A 24,732-nucleotide genomic window follows, 5' to 3' on the forward strand; every position below is an offset into this window, starting at 1 on the left:
CGTTCATCCTGAGCCAGGATCAAACTCTCCAATAAAGTTAGTTTGTCTAGCATCTAAAATAAAAATTGACGTTTCACGTTGTTTGTTTCGTTCAGTTTTCAAAGAACTACTCGGCCGCTCATTTGCGACTTCCTTATGTTAACATCTTCATTTTTCAATGTCAACTAAGTTTTTTAATTTCTTTTTTGTCGTTTTCTGCGTTTCCGCATCAGCGACGGTTATTAATATATCATGCAGTATATACAGGGTCAATACTTTTTATAAAAAAATTTCACATCCCGTTAAAAACTTAAAATCCGCTGTAAAAATCATTATAGCGTCCATTCATTCTTGGCTCCCCTCCTATTCATTTCATATCTTATCTCTTTATCAATTTACACGAGAGTGAAAATTCTAAATTTTATGTTATATTATTAGTATAGGAGCGTGGTGAGAATGAGCATTAAGTATTCAAACAAAATCAATAAAATCCGGACCTTTGCATTAAGTTTAGTATTTATCGGCCTCTTCATTGCATACTTAGGCGTCTTTTTCCGCGAAAACATTATTATTATGACAACGTTTATGATGGTTGGCTTTTTAGCTGTTATCGCTAGCACTGTCGTTTACTTTTGGATTGGTATGTTATCTACTAAGACTATCCAAATTATTTGCCCAAGCTGTGATAAGCCAACCAAAATGCTGGGCCGTGTCGATGCATGTATGCACTGCAATCAACCTTTAACACTAGATCGAGATCTAGAAGGAAAAGAATTTGATGAAAAGTATAATAAGAAGAGTTATAAATCATAAGTATCAAGGGAAATACGAATTTGCAACACTACAAACGTTTCAACTCATTAAAAAGTTGATTTCTTAAAAAATCAACTTTTTAATTATTTTATTAAATTTATTACACCTATTTTTTCGAAATAACAGCAAACATCCCTGTCATATTAGGCGAATAATCTTTAAAATCATATTTTTCGTAGAATGATGTTTTACCTTGCGACGCAAACAAACCAATGAATGCTTTATCTGGAGCATTCCCATTTAAGTATTCTACTAAAGTATTCATTATTTTCTTTCCAATGCCATTCTTTTGATACTCTGGATGAACCACTATATCTTGAATATAGAAATAGATAGCCCCATCACCAACAATTCTCCCCATGCCGATGATTTGATTATTATCCTTGACTGTTATACAGTAAATCGAATTTTGAAGTGATATTTCCGCCACCTCAAAGTTCATATAGTTAGTCCATCCCACAGAATCACATAAATATTTATATTCTTCCAATGTTGGAATGTTATTTTTAATCTCATATTTCTTCAAAATGTCCCCTCCAAGAATTCATTTCCACCAATACAAAGTAAATTCGACAAACTTTTATCTACCCCTTCTTACTAACTTAGCACTGTAAATCCCGATTAACCTCACGCTAATCCTTATATAATAAAGAAAGAGGCTGACGTATAGCCGTCAGCCTCTTTCTTTATTATATATTACGCCTTATGACACTCTGGACAAACGCCATAAATTTCTAAGCGATGACTATTGATAACGAAGCCTGTCGTTTTCGCAGCTTCCTCTTCCAGCTTTTCCAAGCCTCCATAAGGAAAATCAACAATCTTACCACATTTTTCGCAAATCACATGATAATGTTGACTTGTAACATAATCAAATCTACTTGAAGCGTCTCCATAAGTTAATTCCTTTACAAGTCCAACCTCTTTAAACACACGTAAGTTATTATAGACAGTTGCAACACTCATATTTGGAAACTTACCTTCTAATGCTTTATAAATATCATCCGCTGTTGGGTGCGTCATTGATTCCACAAGGTACTCTAAAATAGCATGACGCTGTGGAGTAATGCGTACACCCGTATTTTTCAGCATTTCTAGCGCTTCTTTTAATTCTTCTTTGACCACCGTCATGCACCCCGATTCTATACGGATTATTATTTTATAATTCTTATAAAGAGTGTACTCCTTTTCTTATAAATCGTCAATATTTCTACTATAAGTATGTAGTTTATTTTTATATTCAGGACTTGTTTTTATGTATCTTTCCCTTTTTTCTTCATATATTCCATAGAAAAAAGTGCGACATAATCGCACTTGGAATACTATCATCTGAGGAGGTATGCCCTACACTTCCACTTTATGTAAGGCAGTAAAATATGTATAGACACTTGCCTTGTTTCTGCATATTTTATCTCCAATGTAGATTTATTTTATATAAGAAAGAACATCCTCAATATGTCCTTTCACTTTCACTTTACGCCACTCTTTTACAAGTTCACCGTCTTTATTAATAAGGAATGTAGAACGCTCGATTCCCATATACTCTTTCCCAAAGTTCTTTTTTAACTTCCAAACATCGTATAACTCTGCTACTTTATGATCTTCATCTACTAAAAGTGTAAATGGCAATTCATGTTTCTCAATGAATTTCAAATGTCTATTCGCTGAATCAGGACTTACTCCAAGAATAACCGTATCCTTCTCTTGAAATACTCCATACGCATCACGAAAATCACATGCTTCAGTTGTACACCCTGGCGTCATATCTTTCGGATAAAAATAGAGAACTACATTTTTACCGCGGAAATCAGCTAGGCGAACTTCTTCTCCGTTACTTCCCTCTAATGTGAATTCTGGTGCCATTTCTCCTACTGTAATCATAGTTATCACTCCTACTCTTTTCCTTTACTATAACAAATGCTTCCTTATTTTTCATTGTCTATTACAGACCTCATCACAAAAGCAAAAGGGAGTGTATATCCAATTAGCGCTTCTGCGATTGCAATCCATCGCCCAATTCCAATCGGAGATATGTCACCATATCCAACAGACAATAAAGTAACTGCGCTAAAATATAAACAAACTTCGACGAGTTGAAAAGAATGAGCGTTCAAACTTTCTCCGTCCTCTTTCAAAACTGCGAAACCCATTTCCTCTAATACAACGTAACTTAATCCAAATGCGATTAGTACTGTTGTATAGATTAAAAATAATGTGGCCAAATTATAGAGCGAAAAAAAACGCGTTGAATCCGAATAGGAACTCCATAATAATTGGACACTTTTCAAAATAGCGATTGCTGCAATTAATAGAATAAATCCCCATAACATGTCCTCCACCTCATTTTATATGTATGAGGTGGAGAACTGATTTATCCCTTAGAAACGAACAAGCTTCTATAATTAATTACCCGCGCCACGATACCTTTTTACCCCTTGGTTCCAGAGGGTGATTGCAATCGTAAAACAGATAACACCAACAATTGGCGTCGCAAATGCATAACTATTCCATTCTGTTTTTCTTAAAAAGTATGCCGCTGGATATACTCCAACAAACGCAAACGGTAAAACAAACGTTAAAATGAAACGAATTACACGATTATAAATATTAACAGGATAGCGCCCGTAATTACCTATGTTATACATAAGAGGCATAATTGAACTTTTCGCATCCGACCAAAAACCAAGGCTCGCCAGCGTAACAAATATACCTCCATATACAAGTGCTCCTCCTCCTACCATCAATATAAATAAGAAGAAATCATACCAGTAAAAAGATAATTGTAACTCCACAGCTGCATATCCCATTACAACAATCCCTGTAATAGCTCCAATTAAAGATTCAAGTTCCATTCTTTCTAATATAATTTGAAATAGGCTATGGATCGGCCGCGTTAATACACGATCCATCTCCCCTTTAATAATGTATCGATCATTAAAATCCCATATATTAAAGAAAGCTGAAAAGATGGCAAATGGTACTAAAAAGAAACCATAAATAAAGATTACTTCTTCTCGACTCCATCCCTTCAATGCTTGTGTATGCCCAAATACAACGAGAATAAATATTAAATTAACTGCTTGAAGCGATAAATCAGAAAGTAAACCAACGATAAAATCGCCTCGATACTCCAATTTTGTTTTTATATATTGACTTGCATATTGTAAAAATAAGTTTATATATAGCATCTCATCACCCCCCTTGTACAATTAGACGTTTTCTCGCCGTTCTCCACATGAGTACAATTGGAATAATAAGTACAATCGCCCAAATCACTTGAAATACTAAAGCCTCATACAACTTACTCCCCTGTATACCTTCAGAAAAAATCATACTTGGAATATAACTAATAGCCTGAAACGGTAAAAACATCATTGCTTTTTGGGCCCATAGCGGATAAAAACTAATTGGTAATAATAGACCTGAAAATAAATCAATAACAACGCGTTTTGCATACATAATCCCACTATTATTAAATAGGAAAAACGTAAGCATTCCCGTCATTAAATTAATTTGTGTATTAATAATAAAACTAAATATTAAAGATAAGAAGAAATATAACCACGTTTGAAAATTTGTTTTAATTTGCAACGAAAATAATAACGTAACGATAACCATGCCTGGAATGGAAAAGAAGGCAAAACGAAATATTCCCTCGCCAAGACCTTGCATAACTTTCATTCCCAAATAGTTATACGGACGAATTAATTCTACAGCCACACGTCCTTCTTGAATCTCCATCGCAATTTCCCTATCTATATTATTAAAATAGAAGGCACGTGCCATCCACGCGATTGCGATATACGTGGTCATTTGCGAAATAGATAAACTTTCAATATTCTCTTTTCCGCTATAAATTGCTTGCCATAAAAAATAGTAAGCACCGATATTAATCGTATAAATTAAAATCCCGCTATAGTAATTTGTACGATACGCAAGCATCATTAAAAAGCGAATTCGAATCATTTCAATATACTTACCCATGCGTAATACCTTCTTCATAAATGTTACGAATAATTTCCTCTGTAGACACTTCGTTAATTTTTAAATCTTTAATTTGAAAGGCTTGTACTACTTTAGAAATAAGCATTGAAATAATAACTTCTTCATTCGGAATTTTTGCAACCCATGCATTTTCCTCTTTTGCTTTCGACCAAACGACATGATTATCTGGCATAACCATTGATAAAGCCTGATAGGAAACTGGTGCAACAAACTGAAAGTGAATTTCCTTCTCCGCTCCCCACTGCGTACGAAGATTATTTAAAGAACCGTCATACATAATATTTCCTTCATCCAGCATGATAACGCGCTCACATAAAGCTTCAATATCAGTAATATCGTGTGTTGTTAATAAAATTGTTGTTTTATAACGTTCATTCATTTCTTTTAAAAATTCACGTATTTTCAATTTCACAAGTACATCTAACCCAATTGTTGGCTCATCTAAAAATAATAACGGTGGATTATGAATTAAGGCTGCCGCTAATTCACAACGCATCCTTTGACCAAGAGATAATTTTCGAACTGGTTTATCTAATAAGGGCCCTATATCTAACGTTTCAATTACGTGTTCCATATGCTCCTTATACTGAGCGTCTGATACACCATACACTTTCTTTAATAAACGAAACGATTCTTGTACTGCAATATCCCACCAAAGTTGCGAACGCTGTCCAAAAACAACACCAATTGTTCTTACAAATTCTTCTCTTTGTTTATGTGGGTTCATTCCATTTACTGTGATTTGCCCTGATGTCGGAGTTAAAATCCCCGTAAGCATTTTAATTGTTGTTGATTTACCAGCACCGTTCTCACCGATATAACCAACCATTTCACCTTGCTTCACAGTAAAAGATACATCATTTACTGCTGGTACTATTTTATAATTACGATTTAATAAATCGCGAAATGCACCCTTTAAGCCCGGACGACTTGAATAGGCTGTAAACTCTTTACGTAACCCTTGTACCTCAATTACCGATTTCATAATCGGACCCCCCTCCTAAATGTCACAACGAATAGTTTACCCAACTGCCTTCGCTATCACAAACAATACGTCTTTTCGAAAAACATGTTAGAATAATACATAGATTTTTGTAAGGAGATGAATTGTAGTGAATTTCACAAAGTCAGAAGCATTACATAAAGAAGCTTTAGAGCATATCGTTGGCGGTGTTAACAGTCCTTCTCGTTCTTTTAAAGCAGTTGGCGGCGGCGCTCCTGTTGCTATGGAACGTGGGAAAGGCGCTTATTTCTGGGATGTAGACGGAAATAAATATATCGATTATTTAGCAGCATACGGTCCTATTATTACTGGACATGCTCATCCGCATATAACAAAAGCAATTACAACAGCTGCTGAAAATGGGGTACTTTATGGAACACCAACAGCGCTAGAGGTAAAATTCGCAAAAATGTTAAAAGAAGCAATGCCTGCATTAGATAAAGTCCGTTTCGTAAACTCTGGTACAGAAGCAGTGATGACAACGATTCGTGTTGCTCGTGCTTATACAGGTCGCACAAAAATCATGAAATTTGCTGGTTGTTACCACGGTCATTCTGATTTAGTACTTGTGGCAGCTGGATCTGGCCCTTCTACTTTAGGAACTCCTGACTCAGCTGGCGTACCACAAAGTATCGCACAAGAAGTTATTACCGTTCCATTTAACAATGTAGAAACTTTAAAAGAAGCTTTAGATAAATGGGGTCATGAAGTAGCAGCTATCCTTGTAGAACCGATCGTTGGAAACTTCGGTATTGTAGAGCCTAAACCTGGATTCCTTGAAAAAGTGAATGAACTTGTTCACGAAGCTGGCGCACTAGTAATTTATGATGAAGTTATTACTGCTTTCCGCTTTATGTACGGCGGTGCTCAAGACTTACTTGGTGTTACACCCGACTTAACAGCGCTTGGTAAAGTTATTGGCGGCGGCTTACCAATCGGTGCTTACGGTGGTAAGAAAGAAATTATGGAACAAGTTGCTCCGCTTGGACCTGCATACCAAGCTGGTACAATGGCAGGAAACCCTGCTTCTATGGCATCAGGTATCGCTTGTCTAGAAGTACTTCAACAAGAAGGGCTTTATGAGAAATTAGATGAACTTGGTGCAATGCTTGAAAAAGGAATTTTAGAGCAAGCAGCGAAACATAATATCGACATTACATTAAATCGTCTAAAAGGGGCTTTAACTGTATACTTCACAACTAATACAATTGAAGATTACGATGCCGCACAAGATACAGACGGTGAAATGTTCGGTAAATTCTTCAAGCTTATGCTTCAAGAAGGAGTTAACTTAGCACCTTCTAAATACGAGGCATGGTTCTTAACTACAGAACATACAAAAGAAGATATTGAATATACAATCGAAGCTGTCGGCAGAGCATTTGCTGCCCTAGCAGACAATAAATAATCCCTTCATTAAAAGGAAAAAAGAAAGCTCACCTTTCTTTTTTCCTTTTTTCTATTTCATAAATCACGCATTAATAGTATAATTATTCATAATTATCTGTTTTATATTCTTTTACAGCATTACTATCTCTGTGTACAAGGTGATTTGCACCTTAAATAGTAAGATTATTCTAACTTTTACAAGAGGGGGGATTGACGGATGCTCAATAAAAAAAATACATGGACACCGTCTTTATTTCGAGATTATAGAAATGCAGAACATGATGCGTGTGGAATCGTTTCCGTTATGGAGAAACGAAAAATTGCTACAAAAGAAAACATTGACCTTTGCATACAATCACTCGTCAAAATGAATCATAGAGCTGGTTTCATTAATGGCGAGGGCGATGGCATCGGCATTCACATTGATATACCAAAAACGCTTTGGAATGAAAAACTAAAAAGTAGCGGATATAATCCAACGATTGTGGATCATCCCCACTTTATCGTTGGACATTTTTTTCTAAATAAAAAAGAAAACATTACTGCCTTAAAAGATTATATTCGTACGCAATTAAACAACAAAAACTTTGCAATCATTTTCGAAAGTGATGATGCAACAAACTCAGATGCGCTCGGTCCACTTGGTAAACAAGAAGAACCTTTATTTTGGCAAGTTGCCCTTATCGCAGAAAACGAAATTACAAATATTGAGCAAACATTATTTTCTGTCACAATAAAAATAGAGGAAAACGAAGCAATTCATGTTGCTTCATTAAGTCATGATCATGTTGTATATAAAGTTCTAGGTGCTGGTGATACGCTTGTTGCCTACTATAATGATTTACAACATCCGCTTATCGCTTCAACTATGACATTAGGACATAACCGCTACTCTACTAATACATTATCTAATTTTTTTCGTGTACAACCATTTAGCATTCTCGGACATAATGGTGAAATTAACACAATTGCGAAATTACGCGATCAAGCTGAAATGATTGATGTACCACTTACTGCAGGAGGCAGTGACTCTCAAGATTTAAACCGCACCTTAGAAACCCTACTTGTTCAATACGGCTACAGCTTATTTGAAGCAATGGAAATTCTATTCCCACCAATTATTAATGAAATTAAACTTTATGAAACACCTTTACAAGATTTATATACGTATATACGTGAAGCATGGGGACATTTTGCACAAGGACCAGCTGGCATCATTTCCCGTTTTAAAGATGAAGCTGTTTTCAGCGTTGATTCCCTTGGATTACGCCCAGTATGGAAAGTAGAGACAGAGAGCTCTTATATTTTCTCTTCTGAACCTGGAGTTGTATCACCAACTAAATATGTAGCAGAACCAAAACCACTCGCTCCTGGAGAAAAAGTCGGATTAAAATGGAATGAACAAGATGAACTTGTTCTTTATGAATATGACAAATATCAAATCCAAGTATATAACCGTTTTAAAAAGCGAATTGATACTACCAATTACCATTTAAATTTATCTATCCCTGAAACGAAAAAAATCCAAGGGCTATGTGATTCTGTTCAAGTTGAAACGAAACAATACGTCGCTTTCGGATGGGACCGAGAACATATTCAACTTCTTGAACAGATGGCAACAAAAGGCGTTGAGCCAATACGCTCACTTGGGCATGACTCACCACTTGCCGCACTCGATACTGATAGACGAAATATCGCTGACTTTATTAAAGAAAGTGTAGCTGTTGTTACAAACCCTGCAATTGATCGTGACCGTGAAATTGAACACTTCTCTACACGTACTGTACTTGGAGAGCGTCCAAGTTTATTAAGCGGCGCAAAACGGCCATTTGTAGTTGAAATGCTTTCACCAATTATTTTAGAAGGCAGCGTGGCACAACCTATTGCAGAGGAATTACACACAATTACGTACGAACAACTCATAGAGCTATTTAAGACTCATAACTCTATCGCCACAATCTCTGCTACATTCAGCTCGTCAGAAACTCTGCAATGCGCATTAAGCCGCATTAGTTCTGAAGCGATAGCTGCTGTTAACAATGGCGCTTCCCTACTAGTATTAGATGACGCAAAAGCCCATCTAAATGAACGATTGTGGATTGATCCACATTTAGTTACTGCTAAAGTACATCAAGCATTACGTGAAAATAAATTACGCCGCAATTGTTCTCTCGTTATACGTTCTGGTGCTCTTCGCTCCTTACATGACATTGTCACGCTATATGGATTAGGAGCAGATGGTATTAATCCATATTTATTATTCGCGACTGTAAATGATGGAACAAAAACACCAATTACGAATCTATATAATGCACTTAATAAAGGATTAGAAAAAGTCATTTCAACAATTGGAATTCATGAGTTACGTGGTTACGGACGTCTCTATTCATCTATTGGGTTACATGAAGAAATCGCAAATATATTACAGATTACAAATTTCTTCGGTTCAAATGATTTAGCCTTTTCACTTGAATCACTTGTTGAAGATGCAAAAATACGAGCAGAGGATTATAACAATCCTAAAATTAGAATGCGAAAATCATTTCATATATTCCCGCGAATTTGGAAAGCAATCGGCGATGTTGCAAAAGGAAATTCTTATGATGATTACCGTGACAAGTTAAGTGAACTAGAAGAGAATAATCCAATTGCAATCAGACACCTTGTTCAAACGAAACAAACAAAACATGTCGTTCCAACTGAAGAAGTATCTATCGGCATCAAAAATCATAATTTACCATTTATTATTAGTTCTATGTCATTTGGTTCTCAAAACGAAATTGCCTTTCGCGCATATGCAGAAGCAGCCGATCAGCTAAATATGATTAGCTTGAACGGTGAAGGCGGCGAAATTAAAGATATGATTGGAAAATATCCACATACACGTGGACAACAAGTGGCATCTGGGCGATTTGGAGTAAATGCCGAACTACTAAACTCATCAAACTTAATTGAAATCAAAATCGGTCAAGGCGCAAAGCCTGGGGAAGGTGGGCATTTACCTGGTTCAAAAGTGACAGCCAAAATCGCTGAAGCACGTAATGCGACAATCGGCTCAGATTTAATTTCACCTTCTAATAACCATGATATTTATTCAATTGAAGATTTAGCTCAAATGATTACAGAAATTAAAACAGCTAATCAACTTGCCAAAGTAGCCGTGAAAGTCCCTGTTGTTCCTAATATCGGAACAATTGCTGTCGGTATCGCCAAAGCTGGCGCTGATTTTATTAACATTAGCGGATTCGATGGCGGAACAGGCGCTGCACGTATTCACGCATTGCAGCATGTAGGTCTCCCTGTAGAAATTGGTGTTAAAGCCGCTCACAACGCTTTATTAGAAGCAAGCATGAGACATAAAGTAGAGATTTGGGCAGATGGTGGTATTCGAAGTGTAAATGATGCCTTGAAAATCATGCTCCTCGGAGCAAACCGTATTGGATTTGGCACACTATCAATGATTGCAATCGGCTGTACTACTTGCCGTGGGTGCCATCTAGATACTTGCCATGTTGGAATTGCGACACAAATCGAGTCTGAAGCACAAGCAAAAGAACATGGGTTACGCCGCTTCGTCCCACGCGAATTAGAAAGCGCAGTTGCTGGCCTGCTAAATTTATTCACCTCTTTCGGTGTAGAACTAAAACGATTAACAGGACAGCTTGGTTATACAAATTTACAAGCAATTGTTGGGCGTTCTGATTTATTAGAGCAAGTTCGAGGCGAAAATTTATTAAACTTACGTAATTTACTACAAATAATAGAACATCCATCTGTTACAACAACAGAAGGCGTACCGGAAAAACAATTTAAGACAGTTCATTCCGCTGACTCAAAAGAATTGGTAGGCGTTGGTGTAGAGCAACGCGTTATGGGTGGTCTAGAATCATGTTATCGCGTTCGCAGTAAACTATATGAAGCTACTCAACTTGAACCACTTACATTAAAGTATACAAATGGTTCTATTCCCGGAAATGGGTTAGGTGCTTACAATAGTGAAAATTTATTTATACACGTAAATGGCGGCGCACAAGATGGCATTGGTAAAACTTCCTTTGGTGGTGGGATTTATATAACGAAATCAAAAGGAAAAGACGGAGTATATTATAACGGTTCTGTCGGAAAAGGATTTGGATATGGTGCACAAAAAGGGGCACTATACGTGCAAGGGAACGCTGATGCTCGCGCTGGCATTCGCCTTTCTGGGGCAGACATGATAATTGGAGGTAGAATAACAAAACCACTCCGTGAAAAAGAGCAAGGAAATATAGGTGCATACTCCAATATTAAAGGTTTTGCTTTTGAATATATGACAAATGGGCGAGCGCTTGTTTTAGGTGACCCTGGTCCATGGATTTGCGCTGGCATGACTGGCGGTGTTGTTTATTTGCGCCGTGATTCAAACTTAGGCTTAACAGAACAGGCCTTAAAAAGAAGAATCGCAAAAGGCGCAAATGTTACATTACAACCAATTAGTAAAAATGGTTTGAAAGATGTAACTGAATTATTGCTAGACTATATTCGTGTACTAAACGAGCACGAGCAATATGAGGAAGTTGCTTTGTTAACACCATTATTAGATGATATACAGAACAAGTTTTTTGAGATTATCCCGAAAAAAGAACAGGCAGATCCATCTATCTCAACAGAGTAAAATGAGTAATTTTCATTATTAAGAAAAAATTGACGAAGTACGCTTCTCATAGTAATCTATAGTAACAATTTGAGACCTGCTGAAATTCAGCAGGTTTTTTTACTAAAAACTGATGTTTAAAAGGAATTAGGAAAAATTATAAAGTGAAACTTTAATTAGCCTACACCAATCGGACGTTTACCGGCATCCAGCTTCTGAATTTTGAGGCGTGAATCTTACTACTCACAATTAGCGGGATAAAATGAACACTAATTTCTTTTAACGTCACTAAAATATCACTTGCTAACATATTGTAATGAATGTATAGTATCATGTTGTACATTCATTATGACAAGAGAAAGGATCTTATTAAGGGTATGAAACTTGGTGCTCGCATTTTAAAAACGGGTATTGCCATCACGTTAGCTTTATTTGCTTGTATTTTACTTCAATTACCGAGTCCGGTATTTGCGGGAATTTCAGCTATCTTTGCTGTCCAACCGTCTGTATACCGTTCTTATTTAACAGCACTTGAACAAATTCAAGCAAATGTAATTGGTGCGATATTTGCTATCGCATTTGCTACTGCTTTTGGACATAATCCTTTTATTATTGGATTAACATGTATATTAGTAATTGCTCTTACATTACAATTACGATTAGAAAACACAATATCAATTGCTTTAGTAACAGTTATCGCCATTATGGAGTATCAAGGCGAAGATTTCTTTAGTTTTGCCTTACTTCGATTTGCGACGATTATGATTGGTATTATTGCGGCTTCACTTGTAAATTTAGTATTTATGCCGCCAAAATATGAAACAAAACTTTATCATCGTATCGTTGATAATACAGAAGAAATTGTAAAATGGATTCGAATGAATAGCAGGCAGGCTTCTGATTTTACAACGCTAAAAACTGATATTGATCGTATGAAAGAAAAAATGATCAAACTAAACCATTACTATTTGCTGTATAAAGAAGAAAGAAGCTACACGAAAAAAGTAAAGTTCGCAAAAATTCGTAAGCTCGTTTTATTCAGACAAATGTTAGCGACAACAAGCCGTGCTTTAAGTACGTTAAAATCATTACACCGTACTGAAAATGAACTGCGCTATATGCCGGAAGAATTTCAGGAATCTATCCAAAACGAACTTGACTCATTAACGCATTATCATGAACAAGTTTTATTAAAATTTATTGGTAAAGCAAAAAAACAACAATCAGTTGAAATGCTTGATGAAGTTGAAACAGGTAAACAAGAATTAATTGATATCTTTATGGAATATCAAAATAAAGACGATGAAGAAGCATATAAAACATGGTTACATCTCTTCCCTCTTATTTCTTCCATCATTAACTATAGTGAAGAAGTAGAGCATTTAGATTTGCTTGTAGATAGCTTCTACACATACCATAAACCAGAAAAAGAACTCCAAATCGATGATAAAAAAGAAGACGAATAAAAAACAGCTCCTTTTATGCTAAAGGAGCTGTTTCTGTTATATGTTGAAGTTGATATAAATTGTAATAAAATCCTCTTTTTCGCATTAACTCTTCATGAGAACCAGTCTCTTTAATCTCACCGTCTTCAATGTAAATAATCGTATCAACATGCGTAATCGTCGCTAATCGATGTGCAATTATAATCGTTGTCCGGTCAGCAGCTAACGTCTGAAGCGCCTCTTGAATATACCTTTCATTTTCTAAATCTAATGCTGAAGTTGCTTCATCTAATATAAGTACCGAAGGATTCTTTAGAAACACTCGTGCAATTGCCACGCGTTGTCTTTGCCCGCCCGATAGCTTCACACCACGTTCTCCAACGACAGTATTATAACCATCTGGTAAGTCTATAATAAAATCATGAATTTGCGCAGCTTTAGCAGCTGCAATCACCTCTTTCTCTGTAGCCTTCGGATTTCCATATAAAATATTAGCTCCAATTGTATCGCTAAACAATAAATTATCTTGCAGTACAATTCCAATATGACTACGCAAATTTCTCATATTATACTTTCTTACATCTATGCCATCTACATAAACCGTGCCTTCAGAAACATCATAGAAACGCGGGATCAAACTAGCAAGAGATGACTTTCCTCCCCCACTCGCTCCTACAAGCGCTACTTTCTCTCCAGGTTGCATAGTTAATGACAAGTTGTGTAATATCTCTTTTTCATCTGCATTATAACGAAAAGAAACATTGTCAAATACAATTTCTCCATTTAATTTTTTCGTTTGTACCGCATTTGGTACATTAACAATATCGTATTTTTCATCTAACAGTTCAAACACACGGTCCATCGATGCAAAAGATTGTGTTAATGTTGTAGATGAATTAACAAGGCGGCGAAGCGGACTATATAAACTATCCATATATCCAACAAAAGCTACCATCGTTCCTAGCGTTAACTGCCCTTGAATTACTTCATATGCTGCAAAACCAATCACAAGTAACGGACCTAAATCGGTTAACGTGTTTACTGCCGAAAATGTTCTTGCCGTCCAACTTGTATGGGTTAATGCTTTCGTTAAAAATTCATTATTTCTTTTTTCAAACTGCTTCCCCTCATACTCTTCTAACGCAAAGCTACGTGTCACTTGCATTCCTTGAATACGTTCATGCAAATACCCTTGCATCGTCGCTAACGCTTGTGAACGCTCTTTCGTCAATTTCCGAAGACGTCCGAAAAAATATTTCACTGCAATTACATAAATAGGTAAAATCAATAACGCAACAAATGTTAATTTTATATTCATAGAAAACATAACAATGATAGCAATAGCAATTGTTGCAGTATCTAACCAGACGTTCATCAAACCAGTAATTACAAAATCTTTCGTTTGTTCTACATCATGGATGACACGCGAAATAATCTCCCCTGTTTTTGTATTGGAGTAATAACGTAAACTTAACTTTTGTAAGTGACCGAAAATATGCTTCCGCAAATCATACAGTATTGTATTTGCGATACGTTGGGCGAAATATTGACGATAATATTCAATCGGTGGTCTTAATACCGCAAAAATAAAGAAAGCAATTCCAATCGCTGTTATTAATTGAGATGTTTTATCTTGAAGTGAGCCAGCGCCTTGAATTACATCATCGATAATATACTTTAATAACCACGGCATAATAAGTGGGATACCGAACTTAACTAGTCCAATAATAATTGTAATAGCAATAAGCCATCGATATGGTTTAACAAATTGTAAATATCTTTTTATGCCTTGCACATAATCCCCCCTCTAATAGGACAAACCTGCCGGGAAGCCCCCTGCAGGTTTGTTTTAATTTCTGTACATTAAATATCGTTCATACCACATATCTACGAAATCTGGTGCAAATGGACCTTTTCTTTGATGAATCCACTGTGTTAAATGTGCTACATTTCGTTTTAAAATTGTATCAATAACAGGTGGATACTGCATAATTTCACTATGTTTTTCATACTCATCTTCATCTAGAAGCGTATATGTCATATCTGGATATACTTTAATATCTAAATCATAATCAATATACTTTAATGCTTCAGGATCATACGCAAAAGGTGAGCTTAAATTACAATAATAATATACGCCATCTTCCCTAAGCATCCCAATCACATTAAACCAATAGTTGGCATGAAAATAACAAATTGCTGGTTCACGAGTAATCCATGTTCGGCCATCCGATTCTGTAACTACTGTACGATCATTCGCTCCGATTACAAGACTCTGTGTCCCTTTTAAAATTGTTGTTTCTTCCCACATTCTATGAATGGAGCCATTATGTTTATAACTATGTATTTGTACTTTTTCTCCTTCTTTGGGAAATCCCATATATGCTCCCTTCTTTCAACTGCAAATGCCCTTTGAACGGCATTCACTTTTTTTCTATTATAACTTTTTTGTCGAAATTTTAAAACTAAAGGGATAAGACTCTATTTTTCAAACTGAATATGCAGGAGGTTTATCGTTGAATACTATGCCCCACCGCTTCTTAGGAGATAAAAGGATTGTACTGTATTATTTATAAGCGAGGACATATAATAGAAAAAGCCCTTCTCTATTTCCATACAAAGAAGGACTTTTCACCTAAAGATAACAATATATCTTATCCTAAATTTGAAATCATTTTTTCAGTTGCAAAAGATTGAATTACACTATTCGTTTGTTCTTCAAATTTCTCATGTAACATCTTCAACGCTACTTCTGTTCTATATATTTCCTGGCGGATAAAATGCAGTTCTTTTTTATCGCACGTATCTTTTTCATTCATTTCAATTTGTTGATACTTCTCTAGATGTGCTTGTAACTTTAACAATTCATCCATCGTTTCTAATTGCTCCCCTACCAACTTATCAAAATCGTTCATTACTTACCCCCTTTTGGACTTATTCATCAGTTATTATTCCTAATTACATAATTCTAATTGTTAACTTCCTTCTCCTTTGACTACATTTGTTGACTTATTAGAAGTTATGTCGTTCGCTTTCTTTTCATTACAACGATCCACGCAAAAAGAAAACACTTCTCCCGAATTAGAGAAGTGTTTTTCTTTCATTACTGATTTGAGCTAGAAGATTGTGATTGTTTTGCAGCTGACTTAGCATTTTGTTTTTTCACAGAATGCACGTCTGTTTCAGTTGCAAATTCTGTACCATAACTAGCGTTTGCACTTTGTGCACCAGAAGCTTGTGCTTTCTTTGCTTCTGATTGTGCGTTTGCTTGTTTTACAGCTTGTACATCTGTTTCAGTTGAAAACTCTGTACCATAACTAGCATTTGTACTTTGAATGCTAGCACCAGAAGTTGCTTTGTTATAACCTTGTTGTTTTTTACTCATCTTTCTCACCTCCACAATCAATAATGTAACCAATTCACTTAGAAGCTATCCGTAATTTTCTTTTGAATAATTTCCGCATATATCTTTTGTTACTTATTCAAACTATAAGAAATGGAGGTGGAAATATGTATATAGGACGCGATATGACTGAACTAACGATGATTTCAAAAAATGAATGGAAAGAAGATGAATTAGCTTATTTTCATCACTCACTACAACAGGTTCTGCCTTATTTAAATGTAGAAGGGCAAAGTATTTACAAAGAAATTGTAGTAGAAATCGAATCAAGAGGCGGCTTACAAGAAGGTGAAGCTAGTTGGACTCATGGGACAAAAATTTCTTACGATTAAAAAAGTGTTCCCTAGATTGGGAACACTTTTTTATTTATTGCATTGTAATTTTCTCCACACAATTTTCATAAATAGTACGGTGTGATTTTGAGAAAGGTAATTGCTCAAATACCTCTTTCGATACAAATTTTAATGTATCTGTATCAACAATATTACCGGTTACTTTTCCGTAAAATACAAATATATCCCAAGTACGATGTGTAAACGTATGTTGTACATTCATTGCGTATTCATCAATAGAAACCTCGAGCTCAAATTTTTCTTTCATATAATCTATAAGCTGTTCCTTCTGATTTCGAATACCTTCTCCAAGTTCAGCATTAGGAAACTCCCACATGTTAGCTAACAAACCTGTACTTGGACGTTTATTAATAACGTAACGACCGTCTTCAGTTTGAAGTACGCCTGCAACAATAGGTACCATTTTAGGAGCTTTCGCTTTACTTTTTACTGGTAATTCTTTTTGAACACCTTCAGCATATCCTCTGCAATGCTCACGCACAGGACAAAGTAAGCACGATGGATTTTTAGGAATACAAATCAATGCACCTAATTCCATCAATCCTTGATTAAAATAAGATGGGTTTTCTACTGAAATAATTTCACGCACAATCTCTTCAAAAACTTTTCGAGTCTTTGGTTTTGCAATATCATCCCATACTGATAAAATACGAGATAATACACGCATAACATTTCCATCAACTGCCGGCTCTGGTATACCATATGCGATACTTAAAATAGCACCTTTTGTATATGGTCCTACTCCTTTTAACTTTTCAATTTTCTTTACATCACTTGGTACAACCCCGCCGTATACTTCTTTTACCTCTTTTACTGCCGCATGTAAATTACGTGCTCTAGAATAATATCCTAAACCTTCCCATGCTTTTAATACTTCTTCATCATCAGCGTTCGCTAACGCTTCAAGTGTAGGAAACTTCCCCATAAAATTTGCGTAATATGGTTTTACAGCTTCTACTCTTGTTTGCTGCAACATAATTTCAGAAACCCAAACGCGGTATGGATCTTTATTCTTTCTCCACGGTAAATCGCGCTGTTCTTCTTCAAACCAACCAATTAAATCATTTTGAAACTGCTCTATATTAAAATTGTTTAGTATTTCAAGTGTCAAACTTGATCCCCCTCATTTTTTTGCATATAAGTACTATTATAAAGATTTTAGGAAAAAATTTAAGTAAGATGACATAGGAAATAGAAGGCAAAGGACTTGAGGTATCGAATAAAAAGAGTTACATTAATAAAAAACGGAGGTGGATTTCTATGGACACAGCCACTCACCTTGTTATGGGTATCACTTTAGGTAGCTTAGCAACATTAGATCCAGCCATAGCACAAAGTGATATTGGCCCCCAAGCTGTTATGCTTGCTACAATTGCTGGTTCCAACATTCCTGACATTGACACAGTTTTAAAATTGCGTAATAACGCTAAATATATAAGAAATCATCGTGGGATTACTCATTCTATTCCTGCGGTAATTCTTTGGTCATTCCTTATAAGTGGCATCTCTTTCGCCTTCTTTTCAGAAGCTCCATATCTTCATCTACTACTTTGGTCATTTATTGCCGTCTTTCTTCACGTCTTTGTAGATATTTTCAACGCCTATGGTACACAAGCATTACGACCTTTCACAAAAAAATGGGTCGCACTTGGCATAATTAATACATTCGATACCGTAATTTTCTTTATCCATATACTTGCAATTGCTTGCATGCTCGTCGGTTCTCATAAGGGATATACAGCTTTAGCGGCATATATATTAATGATTGTTTACTATATCGGACGGATTATGATGCACAGAAATATAAGAAGCGTTGTACACAAACGTTTCAAAAATGTCGAAAAGATTATCATTTCTCCTTCTTACCGATTTTATCATTACCATTTAGCAGTCGTTACGGCTGATTATTACTACGTTGCGAGATGGCACCGTGGTAACATCATGATATATGATAAGTTCGATCGGATACCGTTCCCAGACAATAATATTATGCGAGCAGCTAAACAAGATGAAAACATCTCAGCCTTCCTATCTTTCTCTCCTGTATATCGCTGGGATATTTTTGATCATGACCATTATTATGAAGTACGATTCATTGATTTACGATATCGAAGTAAAGATTATTATCCATTTGTTGCAATCGTTCAGCTCGACCACAATTTAAATATTATTAGTTCCTATACAGGATGGATCTTTAGTGAAGAAAAGCTTCGAAAAAAACTGGAATTACTTCCACATTAAAAAAAGCGACTTAAGTCGCTTTTTTTAATGTTTCAAATGATCTTCTTGATTAATTAAATGACTATACTTCGGATTATTTGTCCGCATTTCATGAAGGCGTACACCATGATTATTAATCCATGATCGTACCACTTGTTCCGTCATTTCATCGCCTTGATAACGACCTGATTTTGCATAAGTTGTTTGAAAATCTTCCCATAGTAACTCAACCCACGCACGAGCTTGTGCGTAAGAAAGCTTGTCATTCTTGTCTAATAATTCTTTCGTTAATGTTTCATAAATATCATTCATATTATAATCTCCTTTTACCTATTTATCCCTTCATTTCTAAAGGATAGTTTCTTCAATTTTGCACATTCTATAATTGATACTTCTTAAAGAGGTATCAACCGATAATGAGGAGGGCGTTCGCAATGGGTAAACAAGCCGAATTTTGGTCTGAGTCAAAAAACAACAGCAAAATCGACGGTCAACCGAAAGCGAAATCACGCTTCGCTTCGAAACGACCTAACGGCACAATTAACACGCACCCACAAGAACGTATGCGTGCTGCAAATCAGCAGGAAGAATAGTACAAATTAAATTAACTTCCTACACGAGGTGATAAAGATGAGCTACCGTGATCGCTTAGATAGTCGTTCTGAATTATTTAACCATACGTGGACTCGTCCAAAACATGCGAAAGCACAAGTTAACGGGCAGACGCAACAAACCCAGTCTCTCATTATATTGGCAAATGAATGTAAAAAACGCCAATTTTAGAATCTCCTATCTCCTTTAACGCCTACCAAAGATGAAAACCAGAGAGATATATGCTCTCTGGTTTTTATTTTTCTTGCAATAAGGAAATTGGTATGCCAATCTCTTCATTATCATTTTGCTTATATCCCCAAGCAAATACCCCATTGAAATACGTAATTTTAAATAATACACCAGGTTCTTCTACTAATTCATATGTTTCACCAATACGGAATTTGTTTACATCCGTCATATAAGCACGAGCCATTGCCATTTTTCTCATTAATACATCAAATTCATTGACAATCCCAAGCTGCTCAGCTTTTACTGCTTGCTCCTTCAAAGCGCCAATTTCTTCCCTTAGCTCATGCGGTGTCATTTCACTGTAGCGTTTTGGCATATTCATCTTATTCTCCTCATTCCTCTTCGCGTTTCATTTGCAAAAATATCTCGATTTCATCAATAGAGAATCCTTTTCGATATAACGCTTGTTTCATCTTGTTTTCAAATGTCCATCCATCATGCTTCTTATATTTCTCATAATATTTATTCCCATGATAGTGTAACGCTTCTTGTTGCTTTTCGTCATCTTTTTCGTCTTTCAATTCTTCCAAACAAATTTGAATTACTTCTCTAGAATATCCTTTTCGAACAAGCATCTCATCTAACTTTAGTTTCATTTGTAAAAAAGAATGTTTTTGATAAGATTTTTTCTTCTTCTCTATGAGAAACAAGGCATTCTCAATTTGCTTTTCCTTCGGATATTCTTGTAAACTATGTGTAATAATTAAATCCTGAACACCTTTATTTAATAACTCTCTTTTAATAACAGTTGGACCTTTTCGATTCACATTACTTTGCGTTCGCGTATATAAAACAGCATACTCTTTATCATTAATATATCGGTCATGTAATAATTTCGAAACGACTTCAGAGATGATGGCCTGTCCCACTTCTTTTTTTCGTAAAAAATCTTCTATTTCTTGTTTTGTTCTCATTTGATAGGATAAATAGGAGATTGCTTGTAAATATGCTTTTTGTACTTCTTCATTGTACAAAATATTTCCTAACTCGATTTCATCAATTTCTAAGCCTTTTTGTAATCCATGTTTTATTAAGATTACTTGATCCACACTAAATCCGTACTCTTCGCCTTGACCTTTATCAATATAAATATTAAATCGTTCTTTCGATCGTTTTTGTACTTCTATTTTTGTAATGACAGCCATACTCTCACCTCTCTATTATTTTAACATAGTCGAGGAACATTTTTTCTTTTCAAGAATATATATAATGAGGAGGAAATACTTGTGAAAATCGCAATTTCTGGTGGTACAGGCTTTATCGGTAAATCCCTTTCTACTTTTTTTATTCAAAAAGGATATACTGTTTACATTCTCACACGAAAAAAAACTACTGAAACTTCCGATCCTAACCTTCAGTATGTTCAATGGACACCAGATTTACAAACCTTCCCCCTCTCTTCTATTGATATAGTTATTAATCTAGCCGGAGAGTCTATTAATAGTAGATGGACAAAGCAACAAAAGAAAGTCATTTTAAACAGTAGAATTCAAACAACAAAAGGAATCATTAAACAATTGCAGACACTCCATACAAAACCACACACATTTATTAACGCAAGTGCTATTGGATACTATGGAACGTCTGAAATAGAGTCTTTTACAGAACAGCATGAGACTCCTGGAAATGACTTTTTAGCAAATACAGTATATTCATGGGAACAAGAAGCATCTAAAGCACGTTCTCTCGGAATACGAACAATCTACGCAAGATTTGGAGTTGTATTAGGTGCAAATGGAGGAGCTCTTCCCAAAATGCTACTTCCCTATCAATTCTATATCGGCGGCACCATTGGTTCTGGGAAGCAATGGTTATCATGGATTCATATAGACGATGTCGTTCGTATGATGGATTTCATCATACACAAAAAAGAAATTGATGGTCCTCTTAATATGACAGCACCAACACCCATAAGAATGAAGGAATTTGGAGAAAACATTGCAACTATAATGAAAAAACCTCATTGGTTGCCTGTACCTTCATTTATCATTCAAACTTTACTGGGTGAAATGAGCATACTTGTACTAGAAGGGCAACGTGTATTACCCATTAAGGCAATTGAACATGGATACCAATACACATTTCCGGCAATAGACCATGCATTACAAAATATACTTTCGCATACAATGTAGTACTTCTAAAACACAATTTTACATGGGCTCTTTCAAAACTTTCATTTTCTAGGATCCTAAGCATTACCATACAAATAACCTTTCAGTTACTTTCCCTTAACTTCCATTAGCATTATAAAGTAACAGAAATGAGGTACCTATGAAAATATTGCTCAAACAAGCCATTGTATACCCTATTACATCTCAAAAGTTTCAAGGAGATGTACTCGTTACAGGAGAGCGAATTACCGAGGTCAAACCTTTTATTCAACCTACTCAAGATATGACCGTTATAGATGCACGAGCACTCCATCTCTTACCTGGCTTTATTGATGTCCATACTCACCTTGGTCTCTATGATGAAGGTACTGGTTGGGCTGGAAATGATGCCAATGAAACATCTGAAGTTTCAACACCACATATTCGTTCTTTAGATGGAATCCATCCTTTCGATATTGCCTTTCAAGACGCTGTACAAAACGGAATTACAACCGTTCACGTTATGCCTGGCAGTCAAAATATTATCGGGGGTACTACTTGTGTAATAAAAACAGCTGGAACTTGTATTGATCATATGATTATTCAAGAACCTGCTGGTTTAAAGATTGCCTTTGGAGAAAATCCTAAAAAAGTCCATAGTAATGGAACAAAAGAATCCATTACACGTATGGGGATTATGGGGTTACTTCGGGAATCATTCTATGAAGCACAACACTACGGGCACGAAGCTGATTTTAGAATGCTTCCTATTTTAAAAGCATTACGTCGTGAAATACCCGTACGTATCCACGCTCACCGAGCAGATGATATTAGTTCTGCGCTACGCTTTGCAACGGAATTCAACCTCGATCTACGTATTGAACATTGTACAGAAGGACACTTTCTTGTTGAAGAGCTTTCGAAACACAATTTGAAGGTTTCAGTTGGTCCCACTCTGACACGTCGTTCTAAAATCGAACTAAAAAACAAGACATGGGATACTTACCATATATTATCTAAAAATGGTGTGGAAGTTTCTATAACAACAGATCATCCTTATACACCCATTCAATATTTAAATATTTGTGCCGCTGTTGCAGTAAGAGAAGGGTTAGACGAGAAAACAGCACTAGAAGGAATCACCATATTCCCAGCGCGAAATTTGCGTTTAGAGGATAGAATTGGAAGCATTGAGGTTGGAAAAGACGCCGATCTCGTGTTATGGACTCATCATCCTTTCCATTATTTAGCCAAGCCTGTACTAACTATGATTGATGGAAAAATAATTTACAAAAAAAATAAAAAAAACTAGTTTATTTTTTTGACTAGATAAAGTATTATACGATTATAAACTGAATGAAACCATAATCAATTTGTGTCGTGATTATCATTTTCAAATTGATGAATGGGGAAGGCAAATGGTGCGCCACCAGCGTTAGAAACTGGTTCTAGTGGGTTCGATTCCCACCCCGAAATTTTTTAAAGATTGATATAAAAATTTCGAGGGTGGGGTGTTTTTTCGTCATGCTACCCTCGTGTGAGGAGGAGTTAGTATGTTGAAAAAACGCGACTTACACGACAGCCACGTTCTATACGAGTTAATGGTGGATCCAGCTGTCTTCCCTTTTGTGCGTCAAAAGGCTTATTCTTATGAAGAATATTTATTCTTAACAAAACAAACGATTGAAGCTGAAGAACGTGGTGAATTAATTTCACGCACAATTTTAGATGAATGGGGTAACCCTATCGGAACAATTACTTTATTTGATGTGCAAGAAAAAGCTGGATTTCTCGGGACATGGCTTGGCAAACCATATCATGGAAAAGGCTATAACAAATTAGCAAAAGATTCATTTTTTAGTGAACTTTTCTATGAATTAGATATTGAAACAATTTTCATGCGTATTCGTAAAATAAATATTCGTTCTATTAAAGCTGCAGAAAAACTGCAATATGTGAATCTAGCAAACGAAACAAGAAAAGCCGTATATGATGAAATTAACGCAAACGAAGAAGTGTATAACTTATATGAAATTCCAAAAGATCAATACACACTTGCTACAATGCGAGATACAACCTTCCAAGATGCTCATCAATTAAAAGAAGCGTAATCTAAATTTTCTGAAATGATAATCAATCGTTAACATTTTCCATATGCGTATATCCCCTCATGTCTTTGGAAACGATAAATAGTAACTTTAAGACACGAGGTGATTTGTAATGGATAAAAAGAAACGTGATAAAGCAAAAAACACATTATCTAGTACACAAGAAGTTCTCTATCAACGCGAATTTCAAAAAGCAGATCGTGCAGCAGGATATCGCTCGAAAAGCATTTAAAGTGAAAATGAATAATTAGAAGTTTCCCCCCTAATTATTCATTTTCATTACATAATTTTCTCGACTGATAGAAGTAAGCAAAAAAGCCCCTTATACATAAGGGACTTTTTTTGCTGTGGACAACTTTATCCACAAAACCAACAGAATTGTTAGTAATTTTCAAAAACATTTAATATTTTTCTATATTAAAGCATATATCAGCTGTTTTAATTGTGG

At 35.7% G+C, this 24,732-nt stretch carries 27 protein-coding genes; 12 read left to right on the plus strand and 15 right to left on the minus strand.

The annotated features are described in order from the left end of the window. Positions 1 to 435 precede the first annotated feature (435 nt). Complete coding sequence (locus MR168_RS14840) at positions 436 to 792, plus strand: YgzB family protein (RefSeq protein ID WP_000025058.1); 357 nt, start codon at positions 436 to 438, stop codon at positions 790 to 792. Positions 793 to 898: 106 nt separating this feature from the next. Here MR168_RS14840 and MR168_RS14845 read toward each other — a convergent pair whose 3' ends face one another. From MR168_RS14845 to MR168_RS14875, 7 genes are all read right to left on the minus strand, one after another. Continuing rightward, the gene (locus MR168_RS14845) at positions 899 to 1,318 is read right to left on the minus strand and encodes a GNAT family N-acetyltransferase (protein WP_000759736.1); all 420 of its coding nucleotides are present in this window, start codon (positions 1,316 to 1,318) and stop codon (positions 899 to 901) included. 170 nt (positions 1,319 to 1,488) lie between these two features. Then, the gene (gene perR, locus MR168_RS14850; RefSeq protein WP_000237829.1) at positions 1,489 to 1,917 is read right to left on the minus strand and encodes a peroxide-responsive transcriptional repressor PerR; all 429 of its coding nucleotides are present in this window, start codon (positions 1,915 to 1,917) and stop codon (positions 1,489 to 1,491) included. 300 nt (positions 1,918 to 2,217) lie between these two features. After that, positions 2,218 to 2,673 carry a thioredoxin-dependent thiol peroxidase gene (bcp, locus tag MR168_RS14855; protein ID WP_000633710.1) on the minus strand — a complete coding sequence of 152 codons (456 nt, stop codon included), beginning with the start codon at positions 2,671 to 2,673 and terminating at the stop codon, positions 2,218 to 2,220. 44 nt (positions 2,674 to 2,717) lie between these two features. Beyond that, a complete protein-coding gene (locus tag MR168_RS14860; protein ID WP_000964343.1) occupies positions 2,718 to 3,122 on the minus strand; it encodes a potassium channel family protein in 405 nt (134 codons plus the stop codon). Positions 3,123 to 3,194: 72 nt separating this feature from the next. Further along, complete coding sequence (locus tag MR168_RS14865; protein WP_000965773.1) at positions 3,195 to 3,980, minus strand: ABC transporter permease; 786 nt, start codon at positions 3,978 to 3,980, stop codon at positions 3,195 to 3,197. 4 nt (positions 3,981 to 3,984) lie between these two features. Next, positions 3,985 to 4,776 carry an ABC transporter permease gene (locus tag MR168_RS14870; protein ID WP_086412457.1) on the minus strand — a complete coding sequence of 264 codons (792 nt, stop codon included), beginning with the start codon at positions 4,774 to 4,776 and terminating at the stop codon, positions 3,985 to 3,987. Beyond that, on the minus strand, positions 4,769 to 5,782 hold the full coding sequence (locus MR168_RS14875; RefSeq protein ID WP_000843655.1) for an ABC transporter ATP-binding protein: 1,014 nt from the start codon (positions 5,780 to 5,782) through the stop codon (positions 4,769 to 4,771). The genes MR168_RS14870 and MR168_RS14875 overlap by 8 nt, the downstream gene beginning before the upstream one ends. 127 nt (positions 5,783 to 5,909) lie before the next feature. Between MR168_RS14875 and hemL the strand changes: the two genes are divergently transcribed. The 3 genes from hemL (at position 5,910) to MR168_RS14890 (ending at position 13,288) form a co-directional block, all read left to right on the plus strand. Further along, on the plus strand, positions 5,910 to 7,208 hold the full coding sequence (gene hemL / locus MR168_RS14880; RefSeq protein WP_001011863.1) for a glutamate-1-semialdehyde-2,1-aminomutase: 1,299 nt from the start codon (positions 5,910 to 5,912) through the stop codon (positions 7,206 to 7,208). A gap of 198 nt (positions 7,209 to 7,406) precedes the next feature. Then, entirely contained in the window at positions 7,407 to 11,843 is a 4,437-nt protein-coding gene (locus MR168_RS14885; RefSeq protein ID WP_086412458.1) for a glutamate synthase-related protein, read from the plus strand. A 356-nt stretch (positions 11,844 to 12,199) separates the two neighbouring features. Beyond that, positions 12,200 to 13,288: an aromatic acid exporter family protein gene (locus tag MR168_RS14890; RefSeq protein WP_000765787.1), complete on the plus strand. Its 1,089-nt coding sequence runs from the start codon at positions 12,200 to 12,202 to the stop codon at positions 13,286 to 13,288. A 13-nt stretch (positions 13,289 to 13,301) separates the two neighbouring features. On the opposite strand, the gene MR168_RS14895 is transcribed toward MR168_RS14890, so the two are convergent. The 4 genes from MR168_RS14895 to MR168_RS14910 all read right to left on the minus strand — a co-directional run bounded on the left by MR168_RS14895 (position 13,302) and on the right by MR168_RS14910 (position 16,652). Then, positions 13,302 to 15,062, minus strand: coding sequence for an ABC transporter ATP-binding protein (locus MR168_RS14895; protein ID WP_001161598.1), 1,761 nt, complete (start codon positions 15,060 to 15,062; stop codon positions 13,302 to 13,304). A 54-nt stretch (positions 15,063 to 15,116) separates the two neighbouring features. Then, positions 15,117 to 15,647, minus strand: coding sequence for a nucleoside tri-diphosphate phosphatase (gene ntdP, locus MR168_RS14900; protein ID WP_000506622.1), 531 nt, complete (start codon positions 15,645 to 15,647; stop codon positions 15,117 to 15,119). Positions 15,648 to 15,921: 274 nt separating this feature from the next. Further along, complete coding sequence (locus MR168_RS14905; RefSeq protein WP_000997575.1) at positions 15,922 to 16,182, minus strand: YgaB family protein; 261 nt, start codon at positions 16,180 to 16,182, stop codon at positions 15,922 to 15,924. A gap of 188 nt (positions 16,183 to 16,370) precedes the next feature. Beyond that, a complete protein-coding gene (locus tag MR168_RS14910; RefSeq protein ID WP_000039046.1) occupies positions 16,371 to 16,652 on the minus strand; it encodes a gamma-type small acid-soluble spore protein in 282 nt (93 codons plus the stop codon). Positions 16,653 to 16,777: 125 nt separating this feature from the next. Here MR168_RS14910 and MR168_RS14915 point away from each other — a divergent pair, with 125 nt between their 5' ends. After that, positions 16,778 to 17,002, plus strand: coding sequence for a hypothetical protein (locus MR168_RS14915; RefSeq protein ID WP_000275436.1), 225 nt, complete (start codon positions 16,778 to 16,780; stop codon positions 17,000 to 17,002). A 34-nt stretch (positions 17,003 to 17,036) separates the two neighbouring features. On the opposite strand, the gene mutY is transcribed toward MR168_RS14915, so the two are convergent. Beyond that, a complete protein-coding gene (mutY, locus tag MR168_RS14920) occupies positions 17,037 to 18,134 on the minus strand; it encodes an A/G-specific adenine glycosylase (protein ID WP_000171397.1) in 1,098 nt (365 codons plus the stop codon). A 149-nt stretch (positions 18,135 to 18,283) separates the two neighbouring features. Here mutY and MR168_RS14925 point away from each other — a divergent pair, with 149 nt between their 5' ends. Continuing rightward, positions 18,284 to 19,264 carry a metal-dependent hydrolase gene (locus tag MR168_RS14925; RefSeq protein WP_000379109.1) on the plus strand — a complete coding sequence of 327 codons (981 nt, stop codon included), beginning with the start codon at positions 18,284 to 18,286 and terminating at the stop codon, positions 19,262 to 19,264. Between the two features lie 24 nt (positions 19,265 to 19,288). Here the strand turns inward: MR168_RS14925 and MR168_RS14930 are convergent, their stop codons facing one another. Next, positions 19,289 to 19,555, minus strand: coding sequence for a YfhJ family protein (locus tag MR168_RS14930; RefSeq protein WP_000998166.1), 267 nt, complete (start codon positions 19,553 to 19,555; stop codon positions 19,289 to 19,291). A gap of 122 nt (positions 19,556 to 19,677) precedes the next feature. Between MR168_RS14930 and MR168_RS14935 the strand changes: the two genes are divergently transcribed. Both MR168_RS14935 and MR168_RS14940 read left to right on the plus strand, forming a co-directional pair. Further along, positions 19,678 to 19,836, plus strand: coding sequence for a small, acid-soluble spore protein K (locus MR168_RS14935; protein WP_000517891.1), 159 nt, complete (start codon positions 19,678 to 19,680; stop codon positions 19,834 to 19,836). 37 nt (positions 19,837 to 19,873) lie between these two features. Beyond that, positions 19,874 to 20,026 carry a YpzG family protein gene (locus tag MR168_RS14940; RefSeq protein ID WP_000122093.1) on the plus strand — a complete coding sequence of 51 codons (153 nt, stop codon included), beginning with the start codon at positions 19,874 to 19,876 and terminating at the stop codon, positions 20,024 to 20,026. A 64-nt stretch (positions 20,027 to 20,090) separates the two neighbouring features. On the opposite strand, the gene MR168_RS14945 is transcribed toward MR168_RS14940, so the two are convergent. Both MR168_RS14945 and recX read right to left on the minus strand, forming a co-directional pair. Beyond that, on the minus strand, positions 20,091 to 20,408 hold the full coding sequence (locus tag MR168_RS14945) for a YfhH family protein (RefSeq protein WP_001057025.1): 318 nt from the start codon (positions 20,406 to 20,408) through the stop codon (positions 20,091 to 20,093). 10 nt (positions 20,409 to 20,418) lie between these two features. Further along, entirely contained in the window at positions 20,419 to 21,231 is an 813-nt protein-coding gene (gene recX, locus MR168_RS14950; RefSeq protein WP_000268502.1) for a recombination regulator RecX, read from the minus strand. A gap of 81 nt (positions 21,232 to 21,312) precedes the next feature. Here recX and MR168_RS14955 point away from each other — a divergent pair, with 81 nt between their 5' ends. The 4 genes from MR168_RS14955 to MR168_RS14970 all read left to right on the plus strand — a co-directional run bounded on the left by MR168_RS14955 (position 21,313) and on the right by MR168_RS14970 (position 24,516). Beyond that, positions 21,313 to 22,218, plus strand: coding sequence for a TIGR01777 family oxidoreductase (locus MR168_RS14955; RefSeq protein WP_000684379.1), 906 nt, complete (start codon positions 21,313 to 21,315; stop codon positions 22,216 to 22,218). Between the two features lie 139 nt (positions 22,219 to 22,357). Next, the gene (locus MR168_RS14960) at positions 22,358 to 23,488 is read left to right on the plus strand and encodes an amidohydrolase (RefSeq protein WP_000698317.1); all 1,131 of its coding nucleotides are present in this window, start codon (positions 22,358 to 22,360) and stop codon (positions 23,486 to 23,488) included. Between the two features lie 241 nt (positions 23,489 to 23,729). Continuing rightward, on the plus strand, positions 23,730 to 24,287 hold the full coding sequence (locus tag MR168_RS14965) for a GNAT family N-acetyltransferase (protein WP_000914737.1): 558 nt from the start codon (positions 23,730 to 23,732) through the stop codon (positions 24,285 to 24,287). Between the two features lie 109 nt (positions 24,288 to 24,396). Further along, complete coding sequence (locus MR168_RS14970; protein WP_000358482.1) at positions 24,397 to 24,516, plus strand: YfhE family protein; 120 nt, start codon at positions 24,397 to 24,399, stop codon at positions 24,514 to 24,516. Positions 24,517 to 24,732: the final 216 nt, after the last annotated feature.

It is taken from the genome of Bacillus cereus group sp. BfR-BA-01356, assembly GCF_022663635.1.
GTDB classification, from domain to species: domain Bacteria; phylum Bacillota; class Bacilli; order Bacillales; family Bacillaceae_G; genus Bacillus_A; species Bacillus_A cereus.

What these genes read in the sequence shown, in the direction of transcription:
- MR168_RS14840 (WP_000025058.1), top strand. Translation starts at nt 436, where the DNA reads ATGAGCATTAAGTATTCAAACAAAATCAATAAAATCCGGACCTTTGCA.
- bcp (WP_000633710.1), bottom strand. Translation starts at nt 2,673, where the DNA reads ATGATTACAGTAGGAGAAATGGCACCAGAATTCACATTAGAGGGAAGT.
- MR168_RS14860 (WP_000964343.1), bottom strand. Translation starts at nt 3,122, where the DNA reads ATGTTATGGGGATTTATTCTATTAATTGCAGCAATCGCTATTTTGAAA.
- MR168_RS14865 (WP_000965773.1), bottom strand. Translation starts at nt 3,980, where the DNA reads ATGCTATATATAAACTTATTTTTACAATATGCAAGTCAATATATAAAA.
- MR168_RS14870 (WP_086412457.1), bottom strand. Translation starts at nt 4,776, where the DNA reads ATGGGTAAGTATATTGAAATGATTCGAATTCGCTTTTTAATGATGCTT.
- MR168_RS14875 (WP_000843655.1), bottom strand. Translation starts at nt 5,782, where the DNA reads ATGAAATCGGTAATTGAGGTACAAGGGTTACGTAAAGAGTTTACAGCC.
- MR168_RS14885 (WP_086412458.1), top strand. Translation starts at nt 7,407, where the DNA reads ATGCTCAATAAAAAAAATACATGGACACCGTCTTTATTTCGAGATTAT.
- MR168_RS14890 (WP_000765787.1), top strand. Translation starts at nt 12,200, where the DNA reads ATGAAACTTGGTGCTCGCATTTTAAAAACGGGTATTGCCATCACGTTA.
- ntdP (WP_000506622.1), bottom strand. Translation starts at nt 15,647, where the DNA reads ATGGGATTTCCCAAAGAAGGAGAAAAAGTACAAATACATAGTTATAAA.
- MR168_RS14905 (WP_000997575.1), bottom strand. Translation starts at nt 16,182, where the DNA reads ATGAACGATTTTGATAAGTTGGTAGGGGAGCAATTAGAAACGATGGAT.
- MR168_RS14910 (WP_000039046.1), bottom strand. Translation starts at nt 16,652, where the DNA reads ATGAGTAAAAAACAACAAGGTTATAACAAAGCAACTTCTGGTGCTAGC.
- MR168_RS14915 (WP_000275436.1), top strand. Translation starts at nt 16,778, where the DNA reads ATGTATATAGGACGCGATATGACTGAACTAACGATGATTTCAAAAAAT.
- MR168_RS14925 (WP_000379109.1), top strand. Translation starts at nt 18,284, where the DNA reads ATGGACACAGCCACTCACCTTGTTATGGGTATCACTTTAGGTAGCTTA.
- MR168_RS14930 (WP_000998166.1), bottom strand. Translation starts at nt 19,555, where the DNA reads ATGAATGATATTTATGAAACATTAACGAAAGAATTATTAGACAAGAAT.
- MR168_RS14935 (WP_000517891.1), top strand. Translation starts at nt 19,678, where the DNA reads ATGGGTAAACAAGCCGAATTTTGGTCTGAGTCAAAAAACAACAGCAAA.
- MR168_RS14940 (WP_000122093.1), top strand. Translation starts at nt 19,874, where the DNA reads ATGAGCTACCGTGATCGCTTAGATAGTCGTTCTGAATTATTTAACCAT.
- MR168_RS14945 (WP_001057025.1), bottom strand. Translation starts at nt 20,408, where the DNA reads ATGAATATGCCAAAACGCTACAGTGAAATGACACCGCATGAGCTAAGG.
- recX (WP_000268502.1), bottom strand. Translation starts at nt 21,231, where the DNA reads ATGGCTGTCATTACAAAAATAGAAGTACAAAAACGATCGAAAGAACGA.
- MR168_RS14960 (WP_000698317.1), top strand. Translation starts at nt 22,358, where the DNA reads ATGAAAATATTGCTCAAACAAGCCATTGTATACCCTATTACATCTCAA.
- MR168_RS14965 (WP_000914737.1), top strand. Translation starts at nt 23,730, where the DNA reads ATGTTGAAAAAACGCGACTTACACGACAGCCACGTTCTATACGAGTTA.
- MR168_RS14970 (WP_000358482.1), top strand. Translation starts at nt 24,397, where the DNA reads ATGGATAAAAAGAAACGTGATAAAGCAAAAAACACATTATCTAGTACA.